Here is a 16,637-nt window from a genome sequence, read left to right on the forward strand (position 1 = left end):
GTTGCAAAAATAGGAACATTTTTTTCTATAAACAGCTTTACGTAGAAGTTTTATATAAAATTATAGATAATAAGATTGTTTTTCCCGATAGAAAAGTCCTGGAATGAGGCTGTTGATGATTTTTTACGATGTTTGAAAAACATGTGGCACATAATGTGCCGGTCTGAAGGGACGATTCCATTCAAGGCCTCGTAGCCTCATTTTTCCTTGCCCGCCCCCGTACACTATGATGATACGGAACAGACGCGGAAAGAGGGCGGCGCAAAGCTGATGGCAGACTGTTTGGAAAGTGTGTGCCAATCCGTTCTTGGAATCTTTGGGATAATACTGAACAGGATTGAAGCACGCTTCTAGATTTTGTTTACGGCCGTATAATGGCGAAAATCTCTATTAAAGAAATGTTCTTTCATAAAAGGATGTCTGTCGCTGACTTTGGGTGCTTTGACTCCGGAGCGTAGGAGGCACGGGGCTTCTTCTACAAAGATTTCGTCCCACAGTCCGGCATCAATGAAGGATTGGAGCGTTTGGCTGCCACCCTCTACCAAAAGGGATTGTAATCCGCGTGTATACAGCGTTTCCATGATTTCGGGGAGTATGTTCTGCCGGTAGTCGCTGACCGGCAGATACTCTGTATTCGGTAGCGGAGCGTGCGGGGCTTCTGTAAAAACGAGGGTCGGCACGCTACCGTCAAATAGGTGAAGGTTGGGGGATAGCTTTTGTTGCTGGTCCAGCACGATACGTACCGGTGAATGACCATGCCAATGGCGGACATTCAGGCCGGGATTGTCCAGTTCAGCCGTACGGGTACCTACTAATATGGCACTGTGCTCTGTCCGTTTTTTGTGCACCATCATTGAGGTCAGCGGGCTGGAGAGAATGATTGGTTTGCCGTCCGTGCGGGAGTAATCGATGTATCTGTCTGAAGATTCCGCCCATTTCAAGGTGATGTAGGGGCGTCGCAAAGTATGGAAGGTGATGAACCTGCGGATGAGCTGCCGACATTCTGCTTCCAGCACTCCGACAATAACTTCACGTCCGGCATCCTTCAGTTTCTGTATGCCTCGGCCCGCAACCTTGGAGAAAGGATCTCCGCACCCGATAACGATGCGTGGAATCTGCTTTTCGATGATGAGGTCTGCACAAGGAGGAGTTTTGCCATAGTGCGAACACGGTTCCAGGCTGACGTAAATGGTGGACCGCCTCAGTAGGGATGTGTCTTTCACGGAACGGATGGCGTTGACCTCGGCGTGAGCTTCTCCGCAGCGCACATGGTATCCTTCGCCTATGATTTTCCCGTCACATACTATTACTGCTCCTACCATCGGGTTGGGCGCTGCATTGCATTGCCCGTTTCGTGCCAGTTGGATGCACCGCAGCATGTATTTCTCTTCTTCTGAATTCATGTCCTTGCTTATCTTTTGGTTGAATAATCAAAATTAATGATTACTTTTGCAGCCCGAATAAAACCGGACTCCGAATGAATGTAACCGTTTCACATATCCGCAGCGCTTTGCAGGAGTGCTATCCTCCCCGGGAGGCGGCCAACCTTTCTCGTATTGTCTGCTGTGAAATGTTTGGTCAGAGTAATATTGACTATTACCTGGGCAAAGATATGATTTTATCTCCAAACAATGAAAGGGAATTGGAAAGCATTCTTTCCCGTCTGTGCAATTTTGAGCCCATACAGTATGTGCAGGGTGCTGCCCGTTTCCTGGGACGTACTTTTCAGGTGGCGTCGGGGGTACTTATTCCCCGTCCCGAAACGGAAGAACTGGTGGAGGCGATGTTGAAGGAAATCGCTCCGGCTTCCCGTATTCTCGACATTGGTACCGGAAGCGGGTGCATTGCCGTCACTTTGTCTAAGGAGTTGCCGGAGGCGGAAGTAACCGCTTGGGATATTTCCGGAGAAGCTCTTGCCATAGCCGACGGTAATAACTGTTTGCTGCAGGCTTCCGTACAATTTGTACAGCGTGATGTCCTGACGTATCAACCTGCTGAGGATGACTGTTTTGATGTAATCGTCAGTAATCCACCTTATGTTACGGAAACAGAAAAGCGGGACATGGAGCCTAATGTCTTGAACTGGGAACCTTCGGAGGCTTTATTTGTTCCGGACAGCGACCCGCTCCGTTTCTATCGGTGTATAGGTGAACTGGGACGGAGAATGCTGACGGCCGGCGGCCAACTCTATTTTGAAATCAACCGGGCATTTGGAGAGGCTGTCGCTTCGATGCTTCGCAAGCAAGGCTATGCGAATGTCCGTATCCGAAAAGATATCTCCGGCAACGACCGGTACGTAATTGCAGAACGATGGAAATAACTGAAACAGAAGCTTTGAACAGAGTGGCGGCATATTGCTCCACTGCCGAGCATTGCCGGGCGGAGATTGCAGAAAAACTGCAACGCTGGGGCATTGCCTATGATGCCATAGACCGTATCATCAATCGTTTGGAGCAAGAAAAGTACATTGATGAAGAGCGCTTCTGTCGTGCTTTCATCAACGACAAATACCGTTTTGCCAAATGGGGCAAGATGAAGATAAGGCAGGCGCTCCAGTTGAAAAAGATATCTTCGTCTGTCTATTGGCCCTATTTGAACGAGATTGATGAAGAAGAATACCACTCTGTTCTGCAGAAGCTGCTGGCGGCAAAGCGTAAAAGCGTCCGTGCCGAAAATGAGTATGAACTGAATGGTAAATTGATGCGTTTTGCCTTGAGCAGGGGGTTCGAAGTGAAGGATATATGTCGTTGCATAGAGGTTTCAGGGGAAAATGACTACTCCGAATGAAAATTATCGGCTTTCTCTTTTTAATTCTCATTCTGTTTCCGTATTTTTGCGCCATATTTATCATATATAGATTAGTTTTGCTATGAAAACTTTAGAAAGATTGTTTGCAGAGAAGTTGCTGAAGATAAAAGCGATTAAGCTACAACCGGCTAACCCGTTTACTTGGGCATCCGGATGGAAGTCTCCGTTTTATTGTGATAACCGCAAAACCCTTTCTTATCCTTCTCTCCGTAATTTCGTGAAGATTGAAATTACGCGTCTGATTTTGGAACGTTTCGGACAGGTGGATGCCATTGCCGGTGTGGCAACAGGAGCTATTCCGCAAGGTGCCTTGGTGGCCGATGCATTGAGCCTGCCATTTGTATATGTACGCTCCACTCCGAAAGACCATGGACTGGAGAATTTGATTGAAGGTGAACTTCGTCCCGGTATGAAGGTGGTAGTCGTGGAAGATTTGATTTCGACGGGTGGAAGTAGCTTAAAGGCTGTAGAAGCTATCCGTCGTGACGGATGTGAGGTCATCGGTATGGTGGCTGCCTATACTTATGGTTTCCCAGTTGCTGAAAAGGCATTTAAGGATGCCAAAGTACCTTTGGTGACACTGACCAATTACGAGGCTGTACTGGAAGTGGCACTGCGTACGGGCTATATCGAGGAAGGAGATGTGGAGACTCTGAATGAATGGCGTAAAGACCCTGCACATTGGGAATCTGGAAAATAAGAACTTATTTGTAAAAATATTGATATGGATAAAAGAGCCATTCGGATAGATTCTGTCCGGATAGTTCTTTTTTTCTTTTTGAATACGACTGATTATGACGAAATTTGAGAGTGGAGTGAAAGTTGTACCGGCTTCACAAGAAGCTGTTTATGAAAAGCTTTCCGACCTGAGCAATCTGGAGAAAGTGAAAGACCGTTTGCCTGAAAACAATGTGAAGAGTTTTAGTTTTGATGCAGAAAGCATAACGATAGAAGTGGCTCCTGTAGGAAAGATTACGTTACAAATTGTGGAAAAGGAACCTTGCAAGTGTATCAAGTTTGCAACAACCACTTCACCGTTGCCCTTCAATCTGTGGATACAGATTGTACCCGTTACCGAAACTGAATGCAAAATGAAGCTTACCATCGGCATGGATATAAACCCGTTTATGAAGACTATGGTACAAAAGCCTTTGCAGGAAGGACTGGAGAAAATGGCAGATATGTTGGCGATGATACAATATTAATTATTAACTATTAATCATTAGAAACAACGTGGCTCAGAAACTTTGGGAAAAATCCATTCAGGTAAATAAAGATATCGAACGCTTCACGGTAGGCCGTGACCGTGAAATGGACCTTTATTTGGCAAAGCACGATGTGTTGGGTTCCATGGCGCACATCACGATGCTTGAAAGCATTGGTTTGTTGACGAAAGAAGAACTGCGGCAATTGCTGGCCGAATTGAAGGAAATCTATGCAATGGCCGAGCGCGGAGAATTTGTGATAGAAGAGGGAGTGGAAGACGTTCACTCGCAAGTGGAACTTATGCTGACGCGTAACTTGGGTGATATAGGTAAGAAAATACACAGCGGACGTTCGCGTAACGACCAGGTGTTGCTCGATTTGAAGCTCTTTACCCGTACAGAGATAAAGGAGGTGGCGGAAGCTGTGGAACAATTGTTCCATGTGCTGGTTATGCAGAGCGAACGCTACAAGGATGTACTGATGCCGGGCTATACACACTTGCAGATAGCCATGCCGTCTTCTTTCGGACTTTGGTTTGGGGCATACGCCGAGAGCCTGGTGGACGATATGATGTTCCTTCAGGCTGCTTTCAAGATGTGCAACCGCAATCCTTTGGGGTCTGCTGCGGGATACGGTTCCTCATTCCCGCTGAACCGTACGATGACTACCCGTCTTTTGGGATTTGATTCCCTCAACTACAACGTAGTGTATGCCCAGATGGGGCGTGGCAAGATGGAGCGTAATGTAGCTTTTGCCCTTGCCAGTGTGGCCGGAACCATATCGAAATTGGCTTTTGACGCATGTATGTTCAACAGTCAGAACTTCGGTTTTGTGAAGCTGCCGGATGATTGCACTACCGGTTCCAGCATCATGCCTCACAAGAAGAACCCGGACGTCTTTGAGTTGACGCGTGCCAAGTGCAACAAATTGCAGTCCCTTCCCCAGCAGATTATGATGATAGCCAACAATCTTCCTTCCGGCTATTTCCGTGACTTGCAGATTATCAAAGAGGTCTTTCTGCCTGCTTTTCAGGAACTGAAAGACTGTCTGCAGATGACAACTTACATTATGAATGAAATCAATGTAAACGAGCATATTCTTGATGATGACAAGTATCTGCTTATTTTCAGTGTGGAGGAAGTCAACCGTTTGGCACGTGAAGGGATGCCTTTTCGCGATGCCTACAAGAAGGTGGGACTGGATATTGAAGCCGGGAACTTTTCGCATAGCAAAGAAGTACACCATACCCATGAAGGCAGTATAGGAAACCTTTGCAACGATGATATCTCTGCCTTGATGCAGAAAGTGGTAGAGGGCTTCGATTTTGCTACCATGCAAGCTGCAGAGAAAGAGTTGCTGGGCAGGTAAAAGGTTCTACGGCTTCAAGTCCCGGTTCGAGTACTGTACTTTTATAAAAAAAAATTTGGCAGAAACGGGAAAACTGTTTATCTTTGCACCCGTTATCCAAATGCGGAAATAGCTCAGTTGGTAGAGCATAACCTTGCCAAGGTTAGGGTCGCGAGTTCGAGTCTCGTTTTCCGCTCTCTTTTTCCCTTTTTTAGGATGCTCGAATGGTGGAATGGTAGACACGAAGGACTTAAAATCCTTTGGCCATTGCGGCTGTGCGGGTTCAAGTCCCGCTTCGAGTACTCTAAGGGACGAATCGTGTTTTCCACGGTTCGTCCCTTTTCTTTTATCTCTGTTATTCGTTGGATATGAGTGCTTTAGAAGAAAGAATTTGTTACGGTTCTGAAATATCCGTATCCAAGCTTTTCTATTTTATTGTACAATAAAGCTAAGAATTTGCAGTATATGAGAATGCTGGATGAACGGAAGACGGTACGCTGTGCAAATGGAGTGGATAAATATTTATAAACCGTAGCGGACAAAGTGTTTTCCTTAATGGAACAAGTTGTTCTTATTGTGGAGAACACTTTGTTTTTCCTTATTGGCATGTGCTTACCGATGAAAGAAAGAATTTATATGAATAGCTTCCTCTTTATTGTTCAGAACAGCTTGGGGCGTTTGTTGTTGAACCGATAGCCGATGCCCAACATCAGATAATTGGGCTCATGAAATTCCCGGAGGTTATATCCTATATGGAGATACGAATTGCGTGTTACGTCTATTTTCAGGGCAAGAATCTGATAGAAAGACTTCATGTCACCACCACCGTGCAGAATGTTGGCCCCCAGACCGATACCTACCGTGAAGTAGGGCATGACAAGTTCTCCGCGGGCGGATAAGCCCAATGCCATCTGCTTCTTGGCGGGCGGAGTATGGAAGCCGTTCTCTTCATCGTACGATTCCTTCATGTTCGCGCTGTGGTCGTATACGCCGTCCAGAGCCACACCGGCGCGGAATTTATAGCCGAAGTTGTACATGGGTGCAAAGCTGAAACCGACCACGTTGTAAGTGCCGGGTGCGGGTACCTGGCCACTACTGCCCTCATGGGCCACTGCTTTCTTTCGCCAGGAGCCGAACAAAGTCAGGTCGTAGCTGACGTGGCGGGGGAATGGAGGAACAATAGGGCGTTGCCATGATTGGGCGAGTTCATCTGCTCTGCGGTTAAGGTTGTATGCTAGCCCCACTTTGCAGTCCACCGTGTTCAGACCGGAGTTGGGATATTGGGTATTTCCGTTGGAAAAGTGGCTTCCGGTAGCTCCTATCATCAGGTCGAATTTGGGGGAGAGCGCCCACTTTAAGTAAAGGTTCACATTGAGATAAGCATTCACTTTCGAGCCGATAATCTGATTCTCCGGGTTGTCTTGGCCGTCGTAGGGTTTCCAGCCGAAAGATGCGCCGAAGTTCCATTCGTAGTTCAAGGATATGCGGGGGCTGAATCGGGCGATGCGTCCCCCTTGAAACAGATAGACTGCCAGTGGGTTGCCCAGCTCTTCCGGATTGCCGAAGTTGAAATAGCCGACTCCAATTCCTTGATAGGCTCCTATATAAGCCTGGTCGGCAACGGTGTGGGGACGGAACTGGAAGGAGTATTCCAGATGGCCGGCATAGGTGTTTTTCATGGCTTTATATTGGTGGTTGGAGTACTCCAAAAAAGGGTTGGTCTGAAAAATATAGCCAGCACGCCCTTCTACGCCTAATCTATGGATGAAGCGCTGTGAGAAAGGGAGTGTATCCCGTTTATATTCCGAATGGTTATCGGATGTCCATTGTTGGGCGTATATTGCATCAGACAAGAAAAGTACCGCTCCTAAGAAAACCAGTATTTTCCATATTTGCATTCTGTTTTTCATATGCCGTGTCGGTCTTTCTTGTTTATAAATGTTTCAAGCGAAGTTTAATTTCGTGCAAATATAGTTTTTTTGTCCTTTTGGCATTCATAATGAGACAACTATTTGTAGAAAGAGAGGGTCAAAACGGAAATTTCAATTTTGCCCCCCTCCTTATTTATTCACCCGGATGTTGTCTTATGATTCAGGTGCTGGGTGATGAGTATTATTGCTGGTCGTTTTCCCGGATTTCCACACGGCGGATTTTCCCGCTGATGGTTTTGGGGAGTTCATCGACGAACTCGATGACACGCGGATATTTGTAGGGAGCCGTCACTTTCTTCACGTAGTTCTGCAACTCCTTGGCAAGCTCTTCTCCGGCGCGTGCCTTGTACTCTTTTGCCAACACAATCGTAGCTTTTACCACTTGGCCGCGGATTTCATCGGGCACACCGGTAATGGCACATTCCACTACGGCTGGGTGGGTCATTAATGCACTTTCCACTTCGAACGGGCCGATGCGGTAGCCGCTACTTTTGATGACGTCGTCGGCGCGGCCCACGAACCAGAGGTAGCCGTCTTCGTCTTTCCAGGCTACGTCTCCCGTGTAGTAAATGCCGTTGTTCCATGCCTCGTGGGTGCGGTTGGCATCGCGGTAGTATTCCTTAAACAATCCCAGCGGTTTGCCTTTGCCGGTACGGATTACAATCTGTCCCTGCTCACCGGCTTCCACAGAACGGCCGTCGTTGTCTATCAGGTCTACGTCGTATTGCGGATTTGGCAATCCCATGCTGCCGGGTTTCGGTTCCATCCACGGCATGGTGGCAACGGTAAGGGTCGTTTCGGTCTGTCCGAAGCCCTCCATCAGCTTGATGCCCGTCAACTTCTTGAAGGTATCAAATACGGCGGGGTTCAATGCTTCTCCGGCGATGGTGCAGTATTCCAGGCTGGATAAGTCGTACTTAGTAAGGTCTTCGTGAATGAGGAATCGGAAGATGGTGGGCGGCGCACAAAGCGACGTGACGTGATAATCTTGTATCTTCTCCAGTATGGCTGCGGGAGTGAATTTCTCGTGGTCGTATACAAATACGTTGGCGCCGGCAATCCATTGCCCGTATAGCTTTCCCCACACAGCTTTTCCCCAACCGGTGTCGGCAATGGTGAGGTGTAGGCTGCTCTCTTTCAGGTTGTGCCAGAAGCTGCCGGTGACGATATGTCCCAACGGATAGGTGAAGTCGTGCGCCACCATCTTGGGTTCTCCGGTAGTACCGCTGGTGAAGTACATCAGGGAGATGTCGTCGTTCGTGTTCGGATGTTCCGGTTTCACGAAAGGAGCGGCGGCCTCGATACCTTTGTGGAAGTCTTCGAATCCTTCGGCAACTTCCGGTCCGACGCTTACCAGATGTTTCACGGTAGGAGAGTCCGGCATGGCTGCCGTGATATGGTCGGTGATGATGCTTTCGCCGGCGCAGACTATCATTTTGATGTCTGCGGCGTTGCAACGGTATACGATGTCTTTCTTCGTCAGCAGGTGGGTGGCGGGGATCACCACTGCACCGAGTTTGTGCAGTGCCACAATGCTGAACCAGAATTCGTAACGGCGTTTCAGTATCAGCATCACCATGTCTCCACGGCTGATGCCGAGGCTTTGGAAATAGGAAGCCGTCATGTCTGTGTACCGTTTCATGTCGGCAAAGGTGAACTGCCGGCATTCGCCTTGGTCATTGGTCCACAACAGTGCGGGTTTGTCGGGCTGCTCGGCTGCCCAGGCATCCACTACGTCGTAGCCGAAGTTGAAATTCTCCGGTACGTTTATCTTCAGGTTCTTGATGAAGTCCTCCTGTGAGGTGAAGGATGTTTGAGATAAAAATCTTTCTACCATAACTTTATTACATGATTACTGCCAGGAATTTTACAGTCTTTCCGTCAAGCGCCTTCATGCCGTGTGGCAGTTTGGAGTTGAAGTATAGACTGTCTCCTTCGTTTAAGATTAAGTCTTTGCCGTCGATGCTGACCATCATACGGCCTTCCAGTACGAGGTTGAATTCCTGACCGGCATGGCTGTTGTAATGTATCGGCTCGCTGTCCGGTTTAGGTTCTACGGTCACGATGAACGGGTCTGCCGTGCGGCTGATGAAACCGGCTGCCAGCGATTGGTATTTATATGCCTTGGTACGTTCTATACTGGTTCCTTTTTCGGCACGTGTCAGGAAGTAGGAATTCATTTTGGGCTCTTGCCCGAACATCAGTGCGTCCAGTGATATGCCGTAGTGCCGTGCTATCTTCTGCAGCATGCTGACGGAGATGTCGAATTCTCCGGTTTCGGCAAGGCGGTACTCTTCTGCGGAGATGTCGCAGTCGCGGGCGATATCGTCGGCAGTCAGTTCCAATACGTCGCGCAGTCCGCGCAGGCGTTCGGCTATTTGTCTGATCTGTTCGTCCATAATTATATTTGTTTTAAATGGGTTTTCATTTGCTTGCTTTTATCGCTTTTATCACGGTAGAGGTGAAACCTTCGTGCTCCAGTTCGTTGATTCCCTTGATGGTGATTCCTCCGGGGGTGCAGACCTTGTCTATCTCGATGCTGGGGTGCGTGTCATTGTTCAGAATCAGCTCGGCTGCTCCCTTCAGGGACTGTGCTACCATGCGCATGCCGTCTTTGGGGTAGATGCCCAGCTCGATGCCGGCCTGCATGGCTGCCTGGATGTACTTTAGCGCGTAGGCGATGCCACAGGAGGTCATGGCTGTGGCGGCTGCCATTTTTTCTTCGGGCAGCCATAGGGCCATTCCCATTTCGCAGAAGATGTCCAGCATCAGTTTGCGCTGTTCGTCGGTGGTGTTGTTTCCGGTGATGAGGGTCATGCTCTGCATTTCGCTGATGGCGGTGTTGGGGATGAGGCGGAATACGGGCTGGCCGAGGTTCCCGGTGTAGCCCGCCAATTGCCCGCAGGAGATGCCTGCCGCTACGGACACCACCAGGGTGTCCGCCTCTATGCCCAGCTCCTTGACGACCGGTTCTATCAGCCAGGGCTTCACGGCCAGAATCACCATGTCGGCGCCTTTGGCGGCCGCGCGATTGTCGCGGGTCACTTGCAGGGCGGGAAATGCGGCTTTCAGCCTGTCCAGTTTGCCTTGTGAGGGGTTCGATACGGTGATGCTTGTGGCGGGCACGATACTTCCCTTTGCCATGCCGCGTGCGATGGCACTGCCCATGTTTCCGGCTCCGATGATGGCTGCTTTCATGTCGATGGTTTTATTCTGAATACTTTTCGAAGGGCAAAGATATGTATTTTATCACTGAATGTGACAAGTTTATGGCAAAAAGTAAAGCCGAATGGAAGATTATGGCTATATTTGTCTTCCTAATAATAAAAGAAACGTTTATGGATAACGGGTTTGATTACGGCCTTGTGCCCCCGAAATATGCCCATTGCTTTAATGAGGCCTGTCCGTACGGCAAGCATTGCCTGCGCAGGCTGGCGGCGGTTCATGCACCCGCCGGGGTGGAGTTTGTCACCTGTCTCAATCCTGCGGCCTATCCCATGGGCGACACCCGTTGCAGGCATTTTCGTCCGGCGGACAAGATACGTCTGGCGTGGGGCGTGTCCCGCTTGTGCAACGAAGTGCCCTATGGCATTGCGCGGGGCCTGATGACCCGTGTCCGCCACTCCTTTTCCAAGCCTACTTACTACCGCATCCTGCATCAAGAGCGCCCTCTTTCCGTGGAAGAGCAGGAGAAGATAGCGGCGCTCTTCCTTCGTGAAGGCGTGGAGACGGCTCCCCTTTACGACCGCTATACGGAAAATTACGATTGGAAAGCCTGATTCTGTTACTTCGTTATGTATGAACGGGTTATCGGTTCCACCATTTTTGTCCGGGGTGGAACCCATTTCCCACTACGACTGAAAGCGTTTCCCATAGAAAGGGAAACGCTTTCAGTCGTAGTGGGAAATGGGCTGGGTATGGGAGGCTAAAGACCCGGAGCGATGAGAGAAGGGCATTCCGGGAGTCAGAAGGAGTTAAAGACCGACAACTCTTTCTGACTTCCGGAATGAAAGAGCCGGAATTTTAAAGTACTTTTTTGAAACGTTCCAGGAATTCCCTTGCTTCGTCCATGCCGAGGCAAAGAGGAGGCAGCAGGCGGAGTACGTTCGTGCCGCTTACGCCGGTGAATACATGCTGCTCTTTCAGCAATTTTGTACGCAGTTCTTTGATGGGGGCTTCAAATTCCAGTCCTATCATCAGTCCTCGTCCGCGAACGTCCTTGATTTGCGGGAACTTTCTCAGTTCTGTCATCAGGAAGTCACCGACTTGTGCTGCATTTTCTATCAGATTTTCTTGTTCTATGACGTCCAGCACAGCAAGAGCGGCACTGCAAGCCAGGTGGTTTCCACCGAAAGTGGTTCCAAGTTGCCCGTAGACTGGTGTAAACATTGGACTGATGAGTACACCTGCCATCGGGAAACCGTTGCCGATGCCTTTGGCCACGGTGATGATGTCGGCTTTGATGCCGTTGTATTGATGGGCGAAGAACTTGCCGCTGCGTCCGTATCCGCTTTGGATTTCATCAAGAATCAAGACCGTGTTGTGTTCCGTACAGGTCTGGCGGAGAGCCTGCATGAATTCGTCTGTCGGCAACTGGATGCCTCCTACGCCTTGTATGCCTTCGATGATCACCGCACAGACATCTCCTTTGGACAATTCGGCCTTCATGGCTTCGGTGTCGTTCAGCGGGAGATAGGTGACGTGTCCGCAGTTATTGATGGGAGCGATGATTTTAGGATTGTTCGTCGCTTCCACTGCCAGTGAGGTACGTCCGTGGAATGCTTTCGAGAAGGATATCACACGGGTGCGGCCATTGTGGAAGGAGGCGAGCTTCAAGGCGTTTTCATTGGCCTCGGCACCGCTGTTGATGAGGAACAGCGAGTAGTCGTCATAGCCGCAGGCCTTTCCCAGGCGCTCTGCCACTTGCTGTTGCAGCTTGTTAATTACTGAGTTTGAGTAGAATCCTAACGTAGCAACTTGGTTGCTCACCATCTCTACATAATGTGGATGTGCATGTCCGATTGAGATGACTGCATGGCCACCGTAGAGGTCGAGGTATTCGGTACCGTTCTCGTCCCATACATGGCAGCCTTTTCCTTTGACGATGTTGATGTCAAAGAGGGGATATACATCGAATAAATTCATTTTTTTTAGAATGCAGAAGGTTTCAACCGTAATCCTACGGTCTCTTCCAGGTTAAACATTAAATTCATGTTATGGACAGCTTGTCCGCTGGCACCTTTCAGAAGGTTGTCGATGCAGGAAATGATAAGTAGTTTGTCGCCATGCTTCTCCAGATGGATGAGGCACTTGTTGGTGTTTACCACTTGCTTCAGGTCAATATTCTTCTCCACGATGTGTGTAAAGGAATCTTTGGCGTAGTATTCTTCATACATGCGGACGATTTCTTCCAGGGCCACTTTGGTCTTCACCACTATTGTGGTGAAGATACCGCGCGGGAAGTCGCCACGGTAGGGGATGAAGTCAATATCCGCATCGAAACTGTTCTGCAGCTGTTTGAGCGATTGCTTGATTTCGGGCACATGCTGGTGCTCGAAAGCTTTGTAGACGCTCATGTTGTTGTTGCGCCAACTGAAGTGGCTTGTGGCACCCGGTTTCACGCCTGCACCGGTACTTCCGGTAATGGCATTCACCATGATAACATCGCTCAGCATCAGATGTTTGGCAAGCGGCAGCAAACCCAGCTGTATGCAGGTGGCAAAGCAGCCCGGATTGGCTACGTGCTTCGCTTTGCAGGTGGCACGGCGGTTCAGCTCCGGTAGGCCGTAGATGAAATCATGTTCGGGAGAGGCTATGCGGTAGTCCATGGAGAGGTCGATGATTCTCAGTTCCTCGGGCACGTTGTGGCTTTCGAGGAATTTCTTCGTGTCGCCGTGTGCGGTGCAGAAGAAGAGTACATCAATCTCATCCAACGGCAGTTCGTCGGTGAATACTAAGTCTGTTTCGCCGTACAAGCCTTCGTGTACGTCGGTAATTTTGTTGCCGGCGTTGCTTGAGCTGTTTATGAAAACGATTTCCGCTTCCGGATGGTTGAGCAGCAAACGTATCAGTTCGCCTGCCGTATATCCGGCTCCGCCGATGATTCCTACTTTAATCATATGCCCTCCTTCTCGTCTTTATGATTTGAATAATAAGCGCGCAGTGCCGTAGAGGTTACTTTGATGAAACCTTTGGCATCTTCTGCCGTCCATCCTTTCTGCATCTCGCCATATTCGCCGAACTTGTTTTTCACAAGGTCGTCTTTGCTTTCTACACCTACGGTAGAGAAGCAGAGCGGGTGAAGTTCGAGGATAGCCGTACCGTTCACGTTACGTTGCGAGGATTCCAGCATGGCTTCGATGTCACGCATTACCGGTTCCAGATATTGGCTTTCGTGCAGGAACATGCCGTACCAGTTGGCTACCTGGTCTTTCCAGTATTGCTGCCATTTGCTCAAGGTATATTTCTCCAGAAACCTGTGTGCACCGATAATCAGCATAGGTGCGGCAGCTTCGAAACCTACGCGACCTTTGATACCGATAATCGTATCGCCTACGTGCATGTCGCGACCAATGCCGTATGCCGCACCAATCTCTTCCACCTTCTGGATGGCTTTTATGGGGTCGTCGAACGTTTCGTCGTTCACAGCTTTCAGCTCACCTTTTTCAAAAGTGAGGCGCAACTGCTCGCTGCCCTCTTTGGTGCAGTGTTTCAGATAAGCGCTTTCAGGCAATCCTTGCGCGGAATCCAGAATCTCGCCACCACAAATGGAAGTGCCCCACAAACCTACGTTATAGGAATATTTTAGTTTGGTGAAGTCGGCGGCAAAGCCGTGTTTGTTCAGATAATCAATCTCTTCCTGACGGCTCAGTGCCATGTCGCGTGTCAGCGTGATGATTTCCACGCCCGGAGCCATGACGAGGAAAGTCATGTCGAAACGAATCTGGTCGTTACCCGCACCTGTAGAACCGTGGGCGATGGCATCCGCGCCGATTTCGTTGGCATAGCGTGCGATGGCCAATGCCTGGAAGATACGTTCGGAACTAACAGAGATAGGATAGGTACCATTACGCAAAACATTGCCGAATACCATGTATTTCAAGCTTTTCTCGTAGTACTCCTGCGTCACGTCGAGGGTGACGTATTCTTTGGCGCCCAGTTTGTAGGCATTCTCTTCATTTGTCTTCAACTGCTCAGCACTGAAGCCACCCGTATTGGCGCAAGCTGCATATACTTCGTACCCTTTTTCTTTGGCAAGGTACATTACCGTAAATGAGGTATCCAAACCGCCGCTGAATGCGACTACTACTTTTTTCTTCTTTTCCATATCCTTAGTATTTTTATATTTTATCCTCTTCGTGCAGCTTCGGGTCGTAAAGCATTGCTGTGCAAATGCAGAATTTACGGTTCTTAGCTACCAATATATCATGGTTTATACAGCCTTCGCAACCTTTCCAGAACGATTCGTCATCGGTCAGTTCGTTGAAGGTGACGGGCACATATCCCAGCTCGGTATTCATTTTCATGACGGCAGCTCCGCTGGTGAGACTGAAAACTTTAGCATTAGGCCAGCGTAGGCGTGCCAGGCGGAAAGAAGCGGTCTTGATACGTTTTGCCAGTCCCAGTCCCCGGTATTTGGGGTGTACTATCAAACCGGAGGTTGCTACATATTGCTTGTTGCCCCAGCTCTCTATGTAGGTGAAACCGGCAAAATCGTCTCCACACAAGGCTATGATGGCCTTTCCTTCTTTCATTTTAGTAGCTACGTATTCGTGCGTGCGTTCTGCGATGCCTGTTCCGCGTACCTTGGCAGCTTCCCGGATGGTATCCAAAATCTTGTCCACGTAAACTTCATGTGAGGCGTCAGCCACCATCACATCAATTTGTTTCGAATCCATTTCTTATTTAATTTCTTGTTTTTTGTTGTTATCTGTCATTTAATGTTCGGGATGATTTGCGCTAGGAAGCTGCGTACTTCGTCATGTGACGCTGCTTCGTGCACCACCAGCATGATGGTGTCATCTCCGGCAATGGTACCCAGAATGGCGGGACACTCCCGGTTGTCGATGTCGTAGGCCATGCTGCTGGCATACCCGGGCCGGGTACGGATGACGGCAATATTGCCTGAAAATTGAAGTGAAACGAATCCGCTTGTCATCAACATTTCACTTGCACTTTGATCGTTCGAACGTTTATACATGATGTTGTTGGGCAGCACATATACGTATTTGCCGTTCATGTTTGCTGCTTTCGCTACTTTCAGCTGTTTCAAGTCGCGTGACAAGGTGGCTTGTGTCAGTTCAAAGCCTTCCTTGCTCAAGGCTTGCAACAGTTCTTCCTGAGAACTGACGTCTTTGCTTGAGATAATCATCTTGATGGCGTCTAACCGATTGGCTTTTTTCTTCATTTTCTGTATAATTATTCTAAGAGTAGCGCAAAATTAGGGATTATTTCGGAAAGAATATGCAAAAACAAGAGTTTTTTTATTCTTTTTATACATCGGGTATATTGTATATACTGTTCTTGTTCTCTTTGTTGCAGCCTTGTTTGTCTGTTCTTTTACGTTATTGGGAGAGTTTCTGTATACCTTTGATAAGTATTGATATAATATGGGATAGATATGCAAATGTCAAATCTGACACCCTTTCAATCAAAAACTGTACAAGAAGTAGGGGGATAATCCCCTATTTTTGTATCGTTGAATAGCAACTAAAACAAATTATCATGAAACAATGCTTTTTGGGGGTCGACTTGGGGGCTACCAGTGGGCGCACAATTTTGGGAACTTTTACTTTGAATGGTTTGGAAATGCGTAAAGCTAAGCAATTGCTGGTGGGTACTTCTTTATCGGTGAAAGAAATCTCTTTTATGCTCGACTATAAGTCTACCGAGCATTTCTCTTATGGTCGGGAAACCGGAGGAGAGGAGGAATGGTAACTATTCAGCGAGAACAAAGGATACGAAGAATTAGCCCGTCAGTTTAGACGAGCGCCAATATAGCTTTAAGAGGGGATTGTCCGTTTTTCCAGGCCGTGTCAGCGATAGAATGTAAAGCGTGGAAGGCATCGGCACCGGTATCAGATCGGAAGCATCCGGATATTTTCTGCTTGACTTTGAGTTTCCGGATTCCGCGTTCGGAGCCGTTGTTGTCGGATGGTATTGCCGGATTCTCAAGGAAGTTGAATATGTAATCTCGACATCTGATTATCCCCCTTTTCATCTCATTGAACTCATTGCGCATATTGTCAAGGTTCTTTTTGAGCAACTCATCAAGCCTCGTCAGCCAACTATCTTTAGGGATTACCTCATAAGTTTTTTGATTCCTCAGATGGATGGCTTCCCGCA

18 protein-coding genes, 2 tRNA genes and 1 pseudogene are annotated in these 16,637 nt (G+C 48.5%); 10 read left to right on the plus strand and 11 right to left on the minus strand.

Annotated features, from left to right (window positions below; genetic code table 11):
- Positions 1-350 precede the first annotated feature (350 nt).
- Positions 351-1,403, minus strand: a complete 1,053-nt coding sequence (ribD, locus tag E5355_RS01980; protein WP_136008961.1) for a bifunctional diaminohydroxyphosphoribosylaminopyrimidine deaminase/5-amino-6-(5-phosphoribosylamino)uracil reductase RibD — start codon at positions 1,401-1,403, stop codon at positions 351-353.
- 74 nt (positions 1,404-1,477) lie between these two features.
- On the opposite strand from ribD, the gene prmC reads away from it, so the two are divergent.
- From prmC to E5355_RS02015, 7 genes are all read left to right on the plus strand, one after another.
- Positions 1,478-2,320: a peptide chain release factor N(5)-glutamine methyltransferase gene (gene prmC, locus E5355_RS01985; protein ID WP_136008962.1), complete on the plus strand. Its 843-nt coding sequence runs from the start codon at positions 1,478-1,480 to the stop codon at positions 2,318-2,320.
- A complete protein-coding gene (locus tag E5355_RS01990; RefSeq protein ID WP_136008963.1) occupies positions 2,311-2,787 on the plus strand; it encodes a regulatory protein RecX in 477 nt (158 codons plus the stop codon). Before prmC ends, E5355_RS01990 begins: the two co-directional genes overlap by 10 nt.
- Before the next feature lie 82 nt (positions 2,788-2,869).
- The gene (pyrE, locus tag E5355_RS01995; protein WP_136008964.1) at positions 2,870-3,508 is read left to right on the plus strand and encodes an orotate phosphoribosyltransferase; all 639 of its coding nucleotides are present in this window, start codon (positions 2,870-2,872) and stop codon (positions 3,506-3,508) included.
- Positions 3,509-3,602: 94 nt separating this feature from the next.
- Positions 3,603-4,013, plus strand: coding sequence for an SRPBCC family protein (locus E5355_RS02000; protein ID WP_136008965.1), 411 nt, complete (start codon positions 3,603-3,605; stop codon positions 4,011-4,013).
- 28 nt (positions 4,014-4,041) lie between these two features.
- Positions 4,042-5,382: an argininosuccinate lyase gene (gene argH, locus E5355_RS02005; protein WP_136008966.1), complete on the plus strand. Its 1,341-nt coding sequence runs from the start codon at positions 4,042-4,044 to the stop codon at positions 5,380-5,382.
- Between the two features lie 102 nt (positions 5,383-5,484).
- Positions 5,485-5,557, plus strand: a tRNA-Gly gene (locus tag E5355_RS02010).
- Positions 5,558-5,579: 22 nt separating this feature from the next.
- Positions 5,580-5,663, plus strand: a tRNA-Leu gene (locus E5355_RS02015).
- 357 nt (positions 5,664-6,020) lie between these two features.
- On the opposite strand, the gene E5355_RS02025 is transcribed toward E5355_RS02015, so the two are convergent.
- The 4 genes from E5355_RS02025 to proC all read right to left on the minus strand — a co-directional run bounded on the left by E5355_RS02025 (position 6,021) and on the right by proC (position 10,490).
- Complete coding sequence (locus E5355_RS02025; protein WP_136008967.1) at positions 6,021-7,271, minus strand: acyloxyacyl hydrolase; 1,251 nt, start codon at positions 7,269-7,271, stop codon at positions 6,021-6,023.
- Between the two features lie 202 nt (positions 7,272-7,473).
- Positions 7,474-9,129 carry an AMP-binding protein gene (locus tag E5355_RS02030; RefSeq protein WP_136008968.1) on the minus strand — a complete coding sequence of 552 codons (1,656 nt, stop codon included), beginning with the start codon at positions 9,127-9,129 and terminating at the stop codon, positions 7,474-7,476.
- A gap of 7 nt (positions 9,130-9,136) precedes the next feature.
- Entirely contained in the window at positions 9,137-9,691 is a 555-nt protein-coding gene (locus tag E5355_RS02035) for a helix-turn-helix domain-containing protein (RefSeq protein WP_136008969.1), read from the minus strand.
- 25 nt (positions 9,692-9,716) lie between these two features.
- Positions 9,717-10,490, minus strand: a complete 774-nt coding sequence (gene proC, locus E5355_RS02040) for a pyrroline-5-carboxylate reductase (RefSeq protein WP_136008970.1) — start codon at positions 10,488-10,490, stop codon at positions 9,717-9,719.
- Positions 10,491-10,630: 140 nt separating this feature from the next.
- Here proC and E5355_RS02045 point away from each other — a divergent pair, with 140 nt between their 5' ends.
- Complete coding sequence (locus tag E5355_RS02045) at positions 10,631-11,071, plus strand: DUF6078 family protein (protein WP_136008971.1); 441 nt, start codon at positions 10,631-10,633, stop codon at positions 11,069-11,071.
- Between the two features lie 15 nt (positions 11,072-11,086).
- The gene (locus E5355_RS20100) at positions 11,087-11,221 is read left to right on the plus strand and encodes a hypothetical protein (protein WP_256371982.1); all 135 of its coding nucleotides are present in this window, start codon (positions 11,087-11,089) and stop codon (positions 11,219-11,221) included.
- 94 nt (positions 11,222-11,315) lie between these two features.
- Here E5355_RS20100 and E5355_RS02050 read toward each other — a convergent pair whose 3' ends face one another.
- From E5355_RS02050 to argR, 5 genes are read right to left on the minus strand one after another with little or no spacing between them, the layout of a single operon-like run.
- Positions 11,316-12,437, minus strand: coding sequence for an aspartate aminotransferase family protein (locus tag E5355_RS02050; RefSeq protein WP_136008972.1), 1,122 nt, complete (start codon positions 12,435-12,437; stop codon positions 11,316-11,318).
- A 5-nt stretch (positions 12,438-12,442) separates the two neighbouring features.
- Positions 12,443-13,411, minus strand: a complete 969-nt coding sequence (argC, locus tag E5355_RS02055) for an N-acetyl-gamma-glutamyl-phosphate reductase (RefSeq protein ID WP_136008973.1) — start codon at positions 13,409-13,411, stop codon at positions 12,443-12,445.
- The gene (locus E5355_RS02060) at positions 13,408-14,619 is read right to left on the minus strand and encodes an argininosuccinate synthase (RefSeq protein ID WP_136008974.1); all 1,212 of its coding nucleotides are present in this window, start codon (positions 14,617-14,619) and stop codon (positions 13,408-13,410) included. Before E5355_RS02060 ends, argC begins: the two co-directional genes overlap by 4 nt.
- Positions 14,620-14,632: 13 nt before the next feature.
- On the minus strand, positions 14,633-15,190 hold the full coding sequence (locus E5355_RS02065; RefSeq protein WP_005825115.1) for a GNAT family N-acetyltransferase: 558 nt from the start codon (positions 15,188-15,190) through the stop codon (positions 14,633-14,635).
- 35 nt (positions 15,191-15,225) lie between these two features.
- Positions 15,226-15,699: an arginine repressor gene (gene argR / locus E5355_RS02070; protein WP_136008975.1), complete on the minus strand. Its 474-nt coding sequence runs from the start codon at positions 15,697-15,699 to the stop codon at positions 15,226-15,228.
- Positions 15,700-16,094: 395 nt separating this feature from the next.
- On the opposite strand from argR, the pseudogene E5355_RS19620 reads away from it, so the two are divergent.
- Positions 16,095-16,229, plus strand: a pseudogene (locus tag E5355_RS19620) (AraC family transcriptional regulator); the annotation flags it as partial.
- Between the two features lie 43 nt (positions 16,230-16,272).
- Here E5355_RS19620 and E5355_RS20205 read toward each other — a convergent pair.
- The coding region (locus E5355_RS20205; protein ID WP_136008977.1) for an IS66 family transposase at positions 16,273-16,637 on the minus strand (365 nt) is incomplete at its 5' end.

This window comes from Bacteroides muris (ex Afrizal et al. 2022), assembly GCF_004793475.1.
GTDB lineage: Bacteria > Bacteroidota > Bacteroidia > Bacteroidales > Bacteroidaceae > Bacteroides > Bacteroides muris.

Coding starts and splice junctions, on each gene's coding strand:
- argR (WP_136008975.1), bottom strand. CDS start 15,699: ATGAAGAAAAAAGCCAATCGGTTAGACGCCATCAAGATGATTATCTCA.
- E5355_RS02025 (WP_136008967.1), bottom strand. CDS start 7,271: ATGAAAAACAGAATGCAAATATGGAAAATACTGGTTTTCTTAGGAGCG.
- E5355_RS02045 (WP_136008971.1), top strand. CDS start 10,631: ATGGATAACGGGTTTGATTACGGCCTTGTGCCCCCGAAATATGCCCAT.
- pyrE (WP_136008964.1), top strand. CDS start 2,870: ATGAAAACTTTAGAAAGATTGTTTGCAGAGAAGTTGCTGAAGATAAAA.
- E5355_RS02030 (WP_136008968.1), bottom strand. CDS start 9,129: ATGGTAGAAAGATTTTTATCTCAAACATCCTTCACCTCACAGGAGGAC.
- prmC (WP_136008962.1), top strand. CDS start 1,478: ATGAATGTAACCGTTTCACATATCCGCAGCGCTTTGCAGGAGTGCTAT.
- E5355_RS02050 (WP_136008972.1), bottom strand. CDS start 12,437: ATGAATTTATTCGATGTATATCCCCTCTTTGACATCAACATCGTCAAA.
- E5355_RS02035 (WP_136008969.1), bottom strand. CDS start 9,691: ATGGACGAACAGATCAGACAAATAGCCGAACGCCTGCGCGGACTGCGC.
- E5355_RS02000 (WP_136008965.1), top strand. CDS start 3,603: ATGACGAAATTTGAGAGTGGAGTGAAAGTTGTACCGGCTTCACAAGAA.
- ribD (WP_136008961.1), bottom strand. CDS start 1,403: ATGAATTCAGAAGAAGAGAAATACATGCTGCGGTGCATCCAACTGGCA.
- proC (WP_136008970.1), bottom strand. CDS start 10,490: ATGAAAGCAGCCATCATCGGAGCCGGAAACATGGGCAGTGCCATCGCA.
- E5355_RS01990 (WP_136008963.1), top strand. CDS start 2,311: ATGGAAATAACTGAAACAGAAGCTTTGAACAGAGTGGCGGCATATTGC.
- E5355_RS20100 (WP_256371982.1), top strand. CDS start 11,087: ATGTATGAACGGGTTATCGGTTCCACCATTTTTGTCCGGGGTGGAACC.
- E5355_RS02060 (WP_136008974.1), bottom strand. CDS start 14,619: ATGGAAAAGAAGAAAAAAGTAGTAGTCGCATTCAGCGGCGGTTTGGAT.
- E5355_RS02065 (WP_005825115.1), bottom strand. CDS start 15,190: ATGGATTCGAAACAAATTGATGTGATGGTGGCTGACGCCTCACATGAA.
- argC (WP_136008973.1), bottom strand. CDS start 13,411: ATGATTAAAGTAGGAATCATCGGCGGAGCCGGATATACGGCAGGCGAA.